A 13,852-nucleotide genomic window follows, 5' to 3' on the forward strand; every position below is an offset into this window, starting at 1 on the left:
TCGGACGGTCGCGGCGCTTGAGGCGCGACGATGATCCATGGATAATTAGTTTAAGTTCCATCCTAATAAAGGGGTCCGGAGTGGACTGGCCGAAGGGGTTCGAGGGGCTGTGCTACGGAGGGGACTACAACCCCGAGCAGTGGCCCGAGGAGGTCTGGAAGGAGGACGTCGAGCTGATGCGGCGGGCCGGGGTCAACCTGGTCACCGTCGGGGTGTTCTCCTGGGCCCGGCTGGAGCCGTCGCCCGGCGTCCACGACCTCGGATGGCTGGACCGCGTCCTCGACCTGCTCCACGAGGGCGGGATCGGAGTCAACCTGGCCACCCCCACCGCCTCCCCGCCCCCCTGGTTCGGCCTGGCCCACCCGGACGCCCTCACCGTCACGGCGGACGGGGTCCGGCTCACCCACGGCAGCCGCGACACCTACTGCGTGAGTGCCCCGCCGTACCGTGACGCCTCCGTCCGGATCGCCACCACGCTCGCCGAGCGCTACCGGGACCACCCCACCCTGGTGATGTGGCACGTCCACAACGAGTACGGGACGCCGTGCCACTGCGACCACGTCGCCGCCGCCTTCAGGACCTGGCTCAGGGCGAGACACGGCACGCTGGACGCGCTGAACGACGCCTGGACCACCTCGTTCTGGAGCCAGCACTACTCGGCGTGGGAGCAGATCGTGCCGCCCCGCGCCACCCAGTACCTCCCCAATCCCTCCCAGGCGCTCGACTTCCGGCGGTTCGTCTCCGACGCGATGCTCGACCACTTCCGCGCGCAGAAGGCGGTGCTGCGCGAGCTCACCCCCGACGTCCCGATCACCACGAACTTCGTCCTCGGCGACTGGGCGCCGGTGAACCAGCGGCACTGGGCCGGGGAGGTCGACCTGGTCGCGATCGACCACTACCCGTCCTCGAACCCCCCGGAGGAGACCGCCTTCGCCGCCGACCTCGCACGGGGCTGGGCCGGCGGGAGGCCGTGGCTGCTGATGGAACAGTCGGTGGTGACCTACACCGGGCCCCGGATGGTCGCCAAGCGCCCCGGGGAGATCGCCCGGCTGAGCCTGTCGCACATCGCGCGGGGCTCGCGCGGAGCGATGTTCTTCCAGTGGCGGGCCTCGCGAGGCGGAGCCGAGCTCTGGCACTCGGGCATGGTTCCGCACGCCGGCCCCGACTCCCGGATCTTCCGCGAGATCTGCGAGCTCGGCGAGCTCCTGCCCTCCCTCAGGGAGGCCGTCCGCGCGCCGGTCGAGGCCGGGGCCGCGATCCTGTGGGACGCGGAGGCGGGCTGGGCCCTGCAGGCACCGGGTCTCCCGTCGGCGGAGCTGAGCTACCCGGAGGCCGTACGGCAGGCGCACCGGGTGCTCTACCGGCACGGCGTCACCGCCGACTTCGCCCACCCCTCGGCGGACCTGTCGGCGTACGGGCTCGTGCTCGTCCCCGGCCTCTACCTGATCACGGACGCCGACGCCGCGAACCTCCGCCGATACGTCGAAGGCGGCGGCACGCTCCTGGTCTCCTACCTCAGCGGGGTCGCCGACGAGCACGCCCGGGTCCGGCGGGGCGGCTACCCCGGAGCCCTGCGCGACCTGCTCGGCGTCAGGGTCGAGGAGTTCCATCCCCTGCCCCCGGACCTCGCGATCCCCCTGTCCGTCCCCGGCGGCGGCCCCCTGCGCGCCCACACCGAGGACGCCGGACGGCCCGGGGACGAGCGGCTCCCGAGCGGTCGCGGGAAAGCCGGGGAAACCGGGGAATCCGGGGAAAGGCAGGACACCGGGACGTTCTGGAGCGAGCACGTCCACCTGCGCGGCGCCGAGGCGCTGGCCCTCTACACCGGCTCGCACCCCTCGGCCGCCGCGCTCTCCGGCGTGCCGGCCATCACCCGTAACCGGTACGGAACGGGCACGGCGCTCTACCTCTCCACCCGGCTCGCCGACGACGCCTACGCCCGCCTGCTGGGCCTGCGACCGGCTCACGTTGAGCTCGTACGGCGTGGCGAGTGGCTGTTCGCGGTCAATCACGGCGACGATGAGAGGACGATGGCGAGCGGCCTGTGCCTGCCCCCCGGCGGCTACGCCGTCCTGAAGGTGCGCGACTGAAGATCTATGGCTGAAAGTGCAAGCGGGTGTCCAGCAGGATGCAATGATCCACTGACACGATCGGGGCTGCTTTGAAGGAGGCACCCGTGCGTCGTTCCATCCCCCTGGCACTCACCGCCGCGATTCTCGCGTTGTCGGGGACCACGATCTCTCCCGCCTCGGCCGCGACCGGGCCGTGCGATCGCGGTCAGGGCGCGGACCTGCGCGGCCAGGACTTCACCGGAGGCGCCCGGCTCCCCGCCGACCTACGCTGCGCCGACCTGACCGATGCCAAGCTCGACGGCGTCGAGCTCGTCCTGAAGGACCTCACCGGGGCGACCCTGCGCGGCGCCTCGCTCCGGCAGGCCAACCTCAACCTGAGCACGCTGAAATACGCCGACCTGCGCGGCGCCGACTTCACCGAGGCCAACCTCGGCCAGCTGCACGCCGACCACGCCGACCTGCGCGGCGCGATCCTGATCGACGCCGAGGCGGGGCAGGCGGAGTTCCCGTACGCGGACCTGAGCGGGGCGACCCTGACCCGGGCCGTGCTGACCCAGGCCGACTTCACCAACGCCAAGCTGATCGACACCGACCTCACCGAGAGCACCCCGGGCCAGCTCAAGGCGCGCAACGCCGACTTCACCCGGGCCAAGCTCCACGAGGCCAAAATGGGCCAGGCCAACCTGCGCAACGCGACGTTCAAGAACGCCGACGTGAGTGAGGCCGAGTTCACGCAGTCCGAGCTGGACGGCGCCGACTTCACCGGGGCGCTGGTCGAGGGGGCGTCCTTCGTCCAGGCCGACGACGCGGACCTGAGCGGTTCCGAGGGCACCCCGACGGGCATCGACCTGCCGTTCCAGCCGCCCGCCGACGTCGAGGACGACTTCGGCCCCCGGGTGGACAGGCGCCCCCCGCCCCCCGGCCCGCCGGTCGGGCTCATCCTGGTCGTGCTCAGCGCGATGGGCCTGGCGATCACCATGGTGACCTGGGGGGTCACCGCACAGCAGCGGAGCAGGCGCAACGCCCAGTTCGCCCAAATGCGGCGCAACGCCGAGGAGGACATCACCCGGCTGGGTGAGGAGATCGACCGACTCGACTACGAGTTCCAGGTCAGCGGGCGGGGAAGCATGACCGCCGACCAAGACTGGCGCCACGCGATCGACGCCTACGAGGCAGCCAAGATCTCGATGGCCGTGGCCCAGCGTCTGGAGGAGCTGCACTTCGTGGAGCAGGCCGTACAGGACGGCAGGGCCGCCCTGGGCCGCCTCAGGACCAGGTCCCTCTGAAACCCCCGGCCTCACCGGGCGGGCCGTCGCCTCCGGGCGGCGTGATCACCCTCGGCGCAGGAGAAACGCCGCCCGACGATCGCTCGCCATCGCGCTAACGCGAGCCGCCGAAACCCCGGACGGCACGAGGGGGTGACGGCTCTCCGGCGGTGTGGGCGGTCAGATGCCGCTGGGGGTCATCGGCTGCATCAGGCGGCGGGCCGCCTCGGTGACGGAGCCGGACAACGAGGGGTAGACCGCGAAGGTGTGGGCGAGCTGGTCGACGGTCAGCCGCTGCTGAACGGCGATCGAAACCGCCAGGATCAGCTCGGACGCGCGGGGGGCGACCACGATGCCCCCGAGGACGATGCCGGTGTTCGGGCGGCAGAACAGCTTCACGAAGCCGTCGTTGAATCCCTGCATCTTGGCGCGGGCGTTGGTGGCCAGCGGCAGCTTGACCACGTTGGCCTCGATCTCGCCCGCCTCGATCGCCTTCTGGGCGATGCCCACGGCGGCGATCTCGGGGTCGGTGAAGATGGTGGAGGCCACGGTGGCCAGGCGGAGCGGCTGCACGGCCTCGCCGAGGGCGTGCCAGACCGCGATCCGGCCCTGCATGGCGGCGACCGAGGCGAGCATGAGCACGCCCGTGCAGTCACCGGCCGCGTAGACGCCGGGCGCGGAGGTGCGGGAGACCTTGTCGACCTGGATGAAACCGCCCCGGTCGAGGGTGACCCCGGCCTCCTCCAGGCCGATCCCCGCGGTGTTGGGGACCATGCCGACCGTCATCAGGCAGTGGCTGCCCTCGGCGGTCCGGCCGTCCTCCAGCGTGACGACCACGCCGCTCGCGGTGCGCTTGACGGACTCGGCGCGGGAGCGGCCCATGACGTTCATGCCCCGGCGCCGATACACCTCTTCGAGGACCTCGGCGGCGTCGGCGTCCTCGTTGGGCATCATCCGGTCGCGCGAGGACACGAGCGTGACCTCGGAGCCCAGCGACCTGTACGCGCCCGCGAACTCCGCGCCGGTGACGCCGGAGCCGACCACGATGAGGTGCTCCGGAAGCTCCTCCAGGTCGTACAGCTGCCGCCAGTTGAGGATGCGCTCGCCGTCGGGCTCGGCGCCGGGCAGGACACGCGGGGTCGCACCGGTCGCCACGATGACGACGTCGGCCCGGATCGTCCGGTCCCCCGCCCTGACCACCTGCGGGTCGACCAGCCGCCCGGGAGCCCGGATCACCTCGACGCCCTCGGCGGCCAGCCGCGCGGCGATGTCGGAGGACTGCGCCCGGGCGAGTTCTTTCACACGTTTGTTGACCAGCGGCATGTCCGCGATGACGCCGCCGACGTCGCCGTCGGGGCCGCCGGTGAAGTGAACCCCGAGCATGTTGGCGTCGAGGAGCGCCTGCTTGCGCACGGAGCTCGCGATCAGCGTCTTGGACGGCACGCAGTCGGTGAGCACGCAGGCCCCGCCGGGGCCGTCCTGTTCGACGACGGTGACCTGCGCCCCGAGTTGCGCGGCCACCAGGGCCGACTCGTACCCGCCGGGTCCGCCACCGATGATCACGATCCTTGTCACGTACCCCATTCTCCCGCATAGCCGGACCGGCCGACGCTCGACACCCCTTGAAAACCGCGAAAGCTCCCTCAAAACCGGAGGAAATCGGCGCCCCGTCGAGGCGAAGCGGGCTTCTAGCCGATCTTGGATTAGTGTTTGATGCCGTGCCTGTCTACGCCGCCTACGGCAGCAACATGGACCCCAAGCAGATGGCCCAGAGGGCCCCGCACTCGCCGATCAGGGGGTCGGGCTGGCTTCAGGGCTGGCGTCTGACCTTCGGCGGGAACGACCTCGGCTGGGAGGGCGCGCTCGCCTCCATCGTCGAGGACCCCGACAGCCATGTCTTCGTCGTCCTCTACGACGTGCCCGAGTGGGACGAGACCTCCCTCGACCAGTGGGAGGGCGCGGCGCGCGGCCTCTATCACAAGGTCAAACTCCGGGTGCAGGTCATGGAGGGCGAGGAGGTGGCCTGGTTCTACGTGCTCGACGGATACGAGGGCGGACTGCCCTCGGCGCGCTACCTCGGCATCCTCGCCGAGGCGGCCGAGAACGCCGGCGCGCCCGACGACTACGTCAAGGACCTGCGCGGCCGTCCCTGCACGTCCATCGGGGGCCATTGACGCGCCGCCCGGCCGGTCCTCCCCGACCGGCCCGGGGCCGGTGACGCGCCATCGGGCCGGACTTCCCGACCGACACGCGCCGCCGGGCCGGGTCTCCCTGACCGGCCGACACGCGCCGCCGGGCCAGGACTCCCCGGCCGGCCGACACACGCCGCCGGGCCGGGCTCCCTGACCAGCCGACACGCGCCGCCGGACGGTGACGGACGTCTCCTCCGGTACCGGCCGACCTCCCGGCGGCACGCTCAGCCGGGCGAGTACGCTCTGCTTCGTGACCAATGACCCTTATGCACTCGCCACGGAGGCCGCGGCCGCACTGAAGAGCGCCGTCGGAATCGATTCCTTCGATGTCGCGCTGGTGATGGGTTCGGGCTGGGTCCCGGCCGCCGACGCGATCGGCGAGACGATCGCCGAGATCCCGGTGACCGACCTGCCCGGTTTCGCGCCGCCCGCCGTGGCCGGCCACGCGGGAAAGATCCGCGCCGTTCGCACCGAGTCGGGCTCCGTCGCGCTGATCTTCCTCGGCCGCACCCACCTCTACGAGGGTCGCGGCGTGGACCCCGTCGTGCACGGTGTGCGGACCGCGATCAGGGCCGGAGCCGGCACGATCGTGCTGACCAACGCCGCCGGGGGCCTCCGCCCCGAGACCCAGCAGGTCGGCGAGGCGGTGCTGATCAGTGACCACATCAACCTGACCGGCGCCAACCCGATTACCGGCGCCACCTTCGTCGATCTCACCGACGTCTACACCCCGCGCCTGCGCGACCTGGCCCGCGAGGTGGACCCGTCGCTGGCCGAGGGCGTCTACGTGGCCTTCCGCGGCCCGACCTACGAGACCCCGGCCGAGGTCCGCATGTGCAGGATCCTCGGCGGCGACATGGTGGGCATGTCCACCGCGCTGGAGGCCATCGCGGCCCGCGAGGGCGGCGCCGAGGTGCTCGGCGTCTCCCTGGTCACCAACCCGGGCGCCGGTCTCGTGGGCGAGCCGCTCAACCACGAGGAGGTGCTGGAGGTCGGCCGCGCCACCGCCACGCGCATGGGCGGACTCCTGTCCAAGGTGGTCGGCAAACTGTAGGGACGGCCGCGGGGGAACCCGGCGGCGGATGGCGGACCCGGCCCGGGCACACCACGGGTCTCCGCCCGGACATCATGAGGTGACGATGGACAACGGTCTTGTACGGCTCGCGCATTCCTGGCTGGCCCAGGACCCCGACCCCGAGACCCGGGCGGAACTCACGGCGCTGCTGGAGAGCGGCGACGACGAGGCGCTGCGCGAGCGGTTCGGGGCCAGGCTGGAGTTCGGCACCGCCGGTCTCCGTGGTGAGCTGGGCGCCGGTCCCAACCGGATGAACCGGGTCACCGTCATGCGCGCCGCCGCCGGTCTGGCCCGGGTGCTCGGTCCCGGCAGGCACGTCGTGATCGGTTACGACGCCCGGCACAAGTCCGACGTCTTCGCCCACGACACCGCCGCGGTGCTCACCGGTGCCGGGCTGCGCGCCTCGGTCCTCCCCCTGCCGCTGCCCACCCCGGTGCTGGCCTTCGCCGTCCGCCGTCTCGGCGCCGACGCGGGCGTGACCGTCACCGCCAGCCACAACCCGCCTCGCGACAACGGCTACAAGGTCTACTGGGGAGACGGCTCCCAGATCGTGCCGCCGATCGACGCGGAGATCTCCGCCGCCATCGACGCCACGGGGCCGGTCTCCGAACTACCCCTCGGCTCTCCTGCGGATCCCGCCTGGGTCACGCTGGGCGAGGACGTCGTGGCCGACTACCTGAAGGCGGTGACCGCGCTCCCGATCGGCGAGGCCCGTGACCTGCGGATGGCCTACACCCCGCTGCACGGTGTGGGCGGAGCCACGCTGAGGAGCGCCTTCCTGTCCGCAGGGTTCGACGCCCCCGCGACCGTCGAGGTCCAGGCGGAGCCCGATCCGGACTTCCCCACCGTCGCCTTCCCCAACCCGGAGGAGCCGGGCGCGATGGACCTCGCACTGGAGCTCGCCCGGCGCGTCGAAGCCGACCTGGTGCTGGCCAACGACCCCGACGCGGACCGCTGCGCGGTGGGCGTGCCCCTGCCCGGCGGCGACTACCGGATGCTGACCGGAGACGAGGTGGGCGCCCTCCTCGGCGAGCACGTGATCCGTCAGACCTCCGGCGACGACCGCCTCGTGGCCACCACGATCGTCTCGTCGTCCCTGCTCGGCAAGATCGCCGCAGCGTACGACGTGCACTACGCCGAGACCCTCACCGGCTTCAAGTGGATCATGAAAGCCGGGGACGGCGCCGAAGACGCACGCACCCTGGTCTTCGGCTACGAGGAGGCGCTGGGCTACAGCGTCGGCTCCGACCAGGGCCTGCCCGTCCACGACAAGGACGGCATCGGCGCCGCGCTGACCGTGGCCGGCCTCGCCGCGCAGGCCAGGCTGGACGGCCGTACCCTGCTCGACCTTCTGGACGACCAGGCCCGCAGGTACGGCCTGCACGCCACCTCCCAGCTCTCGTTCCGGGTGGCGGACCTGTCCCTGATCGACGGCGCGATGGCCCGTCTGCGAGCCGTCCCGCCCACCCGGCTCGGCGGTCACGAGGTCGAGTCGGCCGACGACCTGAACGAGGGTTCGGGGGGTCTCCCGCCCACCGACGGCCTGCGCTACCACCTGTCCGGCGGCACCCGCGTCGTCATCCGCCCCTCGGGCACCGAGCCCAAGCTCAAGTGCTACCTGGAGGTCGTGGTCCCGGTGACGGGCGAGGTCTCGCAGGCCCGGGCGCAGGCCGTACGGGATCTCGACGCCCTGAAGGCCGACCTGCCCGCCGCCCTCGGCCTGTGACCCCTTCCGGCCCGCACGCGCGGACCGGAAGGAGCGCCACCGGCGCGGTCGTCCCCGGGGCGACCCACAGGTCAGACGGTGCACCGGGACGAGGATGAGCTTCAGGTCGGGCGGCGCGCCGGGGCGAGGATGCTCAGACGATGACGGCGACAACGATCAGGATGGCCGTGGCCAGCAGGGCCGCCAGGGCACTCGGCGCCCAGGTGGCCTTCATCAGCCCGGTCCCGGCGCCCGGCTCCTTGACGGTCTCGGAGGTCGCCCCCCTGGCCTTCGCGGCGGCCGATCGCCTGGCGGCCTCGGCCCGTTCGGAGAGCTGTTCGGCCACCCAGTCGGCGTGGGTCTTTCCCGCCAGCATCTCGGCGGCGGCCTGCTCGCCCTTCGGGCGCACGGGTTCGGGCCTGCGCCGGTCGGCGGCGGCCGCGGCGTTCCCCCGCCGCACGGCCGTCGCCCGCTCACGGGCGGTGGCCTGCGGCGTCCAGCAGCGGACCCTGTCATTTCCCGAGGTGATCGTGATCACGTGGGAGACCGTGACCTCGTCCACACCCTTCCAGGGCACGAAGACGTTCTTGAGTGGATTGCGGACCAGCACGCCCTCCTCGGTCATGAGGATCGCCGGACGCAGGCAGGCGATGAAGACCAGCATGGTCAGCACCCCCAGCACCGCGGCGGCGACCATCGAGGCCGGCCCGCTGTAGCGGACGGTCAGATCGACCGCGTTGAACGCGGCGAACGCCATCCAGATCCAGCCGATGACCAGCGCGGCCTTCGACCGGAACACCTGTTTCATCGAGCTCACTCCACTCGTGCGAACCCGTTCACGCCTGCACCTTGAGCTGCGCGAACCCGGGCTTGATGACACCGTTGATGAGCGCCAGACGCTCGTCGAACGGCAGGAACGCCGACTTCATGGCGTTGATCGTGAACCACTGCATGTCGTCCCAGCCGTAGCCGAACGCCTCCGTCAGCTTGGCGAACTCCTCCGCGAGGGAGGTCGCGCTCATCAGCCGGTTGTCGGTGTTGACCGTCACCCGGAAGTTCAGGCGGCGCAGCAGGCCGATCGGGTGCTCGGCGATGGAGGTCGCGGCACCGGTCTGCAGGTTGGAGGTCGGGCACATCTCCAGCGGGATGCGCTTGTCACGGACATAGGCGGCGAGGCGGCCGAGCTTGGCCTGACCGTCGCCCTGCACCGTGATGTCGTCGATGATCCGGACCCCGTGGCCGAGGCGGTCGGCGCCGCACCACTGGATCGCCTGCCAGATCGACGGCAGGCCGAACGCCTCACCGGCGTGGATGGTGAAGTGGGCGTTCTCACGCTGGAGATACTCGAAGGCGTCAAGGTGCCGGGTGGGAGGGTAGCCCGCCTCGGCTCCGGCGATGTCGAATCCGACCACTCCGGCGTCGCGGTAGCGGACCGCGAGTTCGGCGATCTCCATGGACCTGGCCTGGTGGCGCATCGCGGTGAGCAGCGTGCCCACCCGGATGCCGCGCCCCTCGGAGCCGGCCCTGAAGCCCTCCTGCACCGCCTCGATGACCTCTTCGAGGCTGAGGCCCATGGAGGTGTGCTGCTCGGGCGCGTAACGCACCTCGGCGTAGACCACACCGTCGTCCGCCAGGTCCTGAGCGCACTCGGCGGCGACCCTGATCAGGTTCTCCCGCGTCTGCATGACGCCGACCGTGTGCTCGAAGGTCTCCAGGTAGAACTCCAGCGAGCCGGAGTTCGACGCCTCCGAGAACCAGGCGCGCAGGCTCTCCGCATCGGTCGCGGGCAGCTTGTCGTAGCCCGTTTCGCGGGCCAGGTCGATAATGGTCTCCGGCCGCAGACCACCGTCGAGGTGATCGTGGAGCAACACCTTGGGAGCGCGGCGGATCTCCTCGAGAGTGGGTAGCTGGCTCATCCCATCACCTTACCGTCGGGGCCTAATCAGCGATCTTGCGAGGGTACGGCCGGGCCCCGCCTTCGAACGTCCGCGTCGCGGAAGGGGAGACATGGCGAAGCCCGGCGAGCGGGAGTCATCAAAATCGCCGCGCGGTCATTCGGCGCGGTTGACGGTCTCGGGGGAGAAAGCGGGAAGGCAGACGGCGATGTACTCGGCACCCTCGGGACCGCAGCTGTAGCGGATCTTCTCTCCCGGCTCGCACGCGAACGCCTGTCCGGCGGCGACCTCGGTCGTGCCCTCGTCGTGCTCGACGATGACGGTTCCCCTGAGCACCAATGTGTACTCGGCGAACTCCGGCGTCTGGGCCGGCTCGTCCCATCCGGGCGGGGCCGTCATGTGCGCGATCGAGACGCGGTCGTCGCCGCTGTTGACCCGACCGACGTATTCGTCGATCACCTTGCCGCCCGGAACGGGAATCCGTGTCGCGCTGTCGATTTTGCGTACCATGAAGCCAGTCTGTCACCGGTTTCGGTGTGCGATGCCCATGACCAGGCGACTCGAAGCGCCACCGCGGTCTCGGGCTTCGATGTGCGGCGTCCGCGACCGGACGGTTCGAAATGCGACTCCGGTGCCCGGGATTCAGCGGGCGACGCCCCTGACCAGGCCGTTCGGCGCCGGGCCCCGGCGCCCGGGTTCAGTGGGCGACGTCAACGACCAGGCGGTTCGGGGCCTTCTGCTCCAGCACCCGGAATGCCGCCTTGTGGTCGAGGGCGACACCCACACCCACCACGGCCTCGAAGTCTCCGGTCTTGACCACGCTCCGGACGTTGCCAAGATCGGCCTGGAAGATCGGCCCGCCCGTCCAGGTCGGCTCGCCCGCCTCGGTGTGCGCGGTGGCCGGGGTCATGGACAGCTGAAGGTAGGCGCCGCCCTTGGCGTCGATCGGGTCGCCCGATCCGTCCTGGACGAGCTTGGGCACCCACTTCACGGTGTATCCGGGCAGGTCTCCCTCCATGTCGATCACTACCCGGTCGAATCCCTCGTGCCTGGCGAACCGCACCCCGGTGACACTCGGCGGCGCGTCGAGGGTTTTCTCCACCTTGACCTCCTCGGTGCCCGTGGGGGGTTTCAGCCCCAAGGGCGGGTCGGCGGAGGACGAGACAGGGGGAGAGCCGGAAGGCGAGGGGACCGGCGTGGTCGCCGTGACCGCGGTCGCCGGGGACGAGGCCACGGGCTGCGGGGTGGAACCGCAGCCGGCCAGCAGGGCCAGGGGAACGAACGCGAGGGGAACGAGGGCGCGGGGAACGAGGGTGCGATTCATGGTAAGCCTCCTGCCCCTTTAGATGCTCAGCACTCTGGAGAGGTTCACTCCGTCGGCCGCATCTGTCGTGGCCAGATCTTGACAGTCTGTCCAGACAGGAGTCAAGCATCTGCGTGGGGCCGGGATGTCGGCAAACCGCCTGGTCACCGCCGGCCCGGAATCCCACCGCCGCCGGCCCCCGAATCCCGGCGGCGGTGGGCCGGTGTCCCACGCGGGGACCGCGTCCCCCTGTCTCCGGCGGTTCCGCGTCCCCTGCGGTTTCCCGTCTCCGCGGCTTCCCGTCTCCGCGTTTCCACCGGCCCCACGCCCCCGTGTCCCCGTGGTCTCGCCGGTCCCGCTTTCCCCCGTGCAGCGGTCCCCCGTGCAGCGGTCCTTTCCCGGACCGCCTCCGGCCGTCAGACGGTCTCCAGCACCTTCTCCCCTCCGGTCTCGCCCTCCGCCAGGACGGCCGTGCGGGAACGGCGGAGGCCGGTGAGGGCGATCGCCAGGCCGACCACGCCGAGGATCACGGAGACCGCGATCGCGGCGTGGAAGCCGGCGAGCGGGTCCGCTCCCGTGTTGGAGGTGAGGACCGCCGTCACGACGGCCAGCACCAGTGCCCCGCCGACCTGTCCGGAGGTGTTGAGCAGGCCGGAGGCCAGGCCCTGCTCATCGTCGGCGACCCCGTTGGTGGCCTGGATGTTCAGTGAGGGGAAGGACAGGCCGAAGGCGATGCCCAGCAGGACCATTCCGGGAATGATCAGCGTGGCCAGGCTGGGATCTCCGTCCAGCCGGAGGAAGAACGCGTATCCGGCGGCCAAGGCGGCGGCGCCGATCACGATCAGCCGGGCGGTGCCGAACCGGTCGGCCAGTTTGCCCATCTTGGTGGAGCTCACGGCCACCAGCAGCCCGGCGGGCAGGAAGGCCAGCGCGGTCTCCAGGGCGGACCAGTGCAGGAAGTTCTGGAAGTACTGCATGGCCACGAACTGGAAACCGACATAGGAGCCGAAGAGGATCACCAGGCCGAGGTTGGCCCGGACGATCGGACCGGAGCGCAGGATGCCGAGCCGTACCAGCGGGTGCCTGACCTTCAGCTCGGTCACCACGAACGCGGCCAGCAGCACCGCGACACTCACCAGCGAGGCGACGGTACGGAGTGATCCCCAGCCCGACGCGGGAGCCTCGACCACGGTGTAGACCAGCAGCAGCATCGAGGCGGTGATGGTCACGGCGCCGATGAGGTCGTGGCCGCCTTCGGCCTTCTCCTCACGATGCTTGGGCAGGAACTTCAGGGCCGCGACCAGAGCGATGATCGCGACGGGGACCGGCATGAGGAACGTCCAGCGCCAGCCGAGCTCGGTCAGGAATCCCGAGATGACCAGGCCCAGGGAGAAGCCGCTGGCCCCCGAGGCGGTGAAGATGCTGAGAGCCCTGTTGCGGGCCGGGCCCTCGGCGAAGGTCGTGGTGATGATGGACAGCGCGGCGGGTGCGGTGAAGGCGGCGCTCACGCCCTTGACGAACCGGGCCGCGATCAGCAGGGTCCCGTCGTTGACCACGCCACCCAGGAGCGAGGCCACCGCGAACACGGCGAGGGCGATCAGGAAGACCCTGCGCCGCCCGAGCAGGTCGGCGGTCCGGCCACCGAGGAGGAGCAGGCCGCCGTATCCGAGCACGTAGCCGCTGACCACCCATTGGAGGGAGGACGTGGACAGCCCGAGGTCGTCCTGGATGGACGACAGGGCGACTCCCACCATCGAAACGTCGAGTGCGTCGAGGAAGACGACGGCGCAGAGCACGATGAGCGCGGCCCAGAGGCGCGCATCCCAGCGCCCATCGTGGGATGAAGAGGTCATGGTGGACGACCATACATGCAGATGCATCTAATGCAAAAGCATTTAATGCTTGTGCACTTAATGTTCATGCATGGTACGATCGCGCTCATGAGCGAGGAGTACGCGGTCCGCGCATGGCGTGAGGTGCTGGCCAAGCACGCCACGACCGCCTGTGCCCTGGAGCGTGAGCTCGCCGAACGGCACCGGCTCGGGATGAGTGAGTTCGAGGTCCTGGAGCGGATGGTCGAGGGCGGCGAGAGAAGATACCGGGTTCAGGAGATAGCCGACGCGGTTCACCTGAGCCAGAGCGCGTGCTCCCGGCTGATCGCCCGCCTGGAGAAGGCCGGCCTGGTGAGCCGCGACATCTGCGACGTCGACCGTCGCGGGATCTTCGTCTGCATCACCGAGGAAGGCCGCGCGCGCCACACGGCGGCCCAGCCCACCCACCGCGCCGTGATCCGCGAGATCTTCACCGCCTCGGAGCGACGGGAGCACGACCTCAACCTCGCGTGA

12 protein-coding genes are annotated in these 13,852 nt (G+C 70.8%); 6 read left to right on the forward strand and 6 right to left on the reverse strand.

Annotated elements, in window-relative coordinates; all coding sequences use genetic code 11:
• Positions 1-80 precede the first annotated feature (80 nt).
• Together J2853_RS28385 and J2853_RS28390 are read left to right on the forward strand one after the other, a co-directional pair.
• Entirely contained in the window at positions 81-2,090 is a 2,010-nt protein-coding gene (locus J2853_RS28385) for a beta-galactosidase (protein ID WP_307563220.1), read from the forward strand.
• An 86-nt stretch (positions 2,091-2,176) separates the two neighbouring features.
• Positions 2,177-3,358 carry a pentapeptide repeat-containing protein gene (locus J2853_RS28390; protein ID WP_307563222.1) on the forward strand — a complete coding sequence of 394 codons (1,182 nt, stop codon included), beginning with the start codon at positions 2,177-2,179 and terminating at the stop codon, positions 3,356-3,358.
• 159 nt (positions 3,359-3,517) lie between these two features.
• Here the strand turns inward: J2853_RS28390 and J2853_RS28395 are convergent, their stop codons facing one another.
• The gene (locus J2853_RS28395; protein ID WP_307563224.1) at positions 3,518-4,912 is read right to left on the reverse strand and encodes an NAD(P)H-quinone dehydrogenase; all 1,395 of its coding nucleotides are present in this window, start codon (positions 4,910-4,912) and stop codon (positions 3,518-3,520) included.
• Between the two features lie 143 nt (positions 4,913-5,055).
• Here J2853_RS28395 and J2853_RS28400 point away from each other — a divergent pair, with 143 nt between their 5' ends.
• The 3 genes from J2853_RS28400 (at position 5,056) to J2853_RS28410 (ending at position 8,330) form a co-directional block, all read left to right on the forward strand.
• Positions 5,056-5,511, forward strand: a complete 456-nt coding sequence (locus J2853_RS28400; protein WP_307563226.1) for a gamma-glutamylcyclotransferase family protein — start codon at positions 5,056-5,058, stop codon at positions 5,509-5,511.
• A 268-nt stretch (positions 5,512-5,779) separates the two neighbouring features.
• Positions 5,780-6,583 (forward strand): purine-nucleoside phosphorylase, encoded by an 804-nt coding sequence (locus J2853_RS28405; protein WP_307563228.1) that lies wholly within the window; start codon positions 5,780-5,782, stop codon positions 6,581-6,583.
• A gap of 85 nt (positions 6,584-6,668) precedes the next feature.
• A complete protein-coding gene (locus tag J2853_RS28410; RefSeq protein WP_307563230.1) occupies positions 6,669-8,330 on the forward strand; it encodes a phospho-sugar mutase in 1,662 nt (553 codons plus the stop codon).
• Between the two features lie 133 nt (positions 8,331-8,463).
• Here J2853_RS28410 and J2853_RS28415 read toward each other — a convergent pair whose 3' ends face one another.
• The 5 genes from J2853_RS28415 to J2853_RS28435 form a co-directional block, all read right to left on the reverse strand.
• The gene (locus J2853_RS28415; RefSeq protein WP_307563232.1) at positions 8,464-9,117 is read right to left on the reverse strand and encodes a hypothetical protein; all 654 of its coding nucleotides are present in this window, start codon (positions 9,115-9,117) and stop codon (positions 8,464-8,466) included.
• A 28-nt stretch (positions 9,118-9,145) separates the two neighbouring features.
• The gene (locus tag J2853_RS28420) at positions 9,146-10,225 is read right to left on the reverse strand and encodes an adenosine deaminase (protein ID WP_307563235.1); all 1,080 of its coding nucleotides are present in this window, start codon (positions 10,223-10,225) and stop codon (positions 9,146-9,148) included.
• Positions 10,226-10,360: 135 nt separating this feature from the next.
• Positions 10,361-10,714 (reverse strand): cupin domain-containing protein, encoded by a 354-nt coding sequence (locus tag J2853_RS28425; protein WP_307563237.1) that lies wholly within the window; start codon positions 10,712-10,714, stop codon positions 10,361-10,363.
• Between the two features lie 187 nt (positions 10,715-10,901).
• Positions 10,902-11,528, reverse strand: a complete 627-nt coding sequence (locus J2853_RS28430) for an AMIN-like domain-containing (lipo)protein (RefSeq protein WP_307563238.1) — start codon at positions 11,526-11,528, stop codon at positions 10,902-10,904.
• 395 nt (positions 11,529-11,923) lie between these two features.
• Positions 11,924-13,360, reverse strand: coding sequence for an MFS transporter (locus J2853_RS28435; RefSeq protein WP_307563240.1), 1,437 nt, complete (start codon positions 13,358-13,360; stop codon positions 11,924-11,926).
• Between the two features lie 87 nt (positions 13,361-13,447).
• On the opposite strand from J2853_RS28435, the gene J2853_RS28440 reads away from it, so the two are divergent.
• Positions 13,448-13,852: a MarR family winged helix-turn-helix transcriptional regulator gene (locus J2853_RS28440; protein ID WP_307563243.1), complete on the forward strand. Its 405-nt coding sequence runs from the start codon at positions 13,448-13,450 to the stop codon at positions 13,850-13,852.

This window comes from Streptosporangium lutulentum (assembly GCF_030811455.1).
Classification (GTDB): domain Bacteria; phylum Actinomycetota; class Actinomycetes; order Streptosporangiales; family Streptosporangiaceae; genus Streptosporangium; species Streptosporangium lutulentum.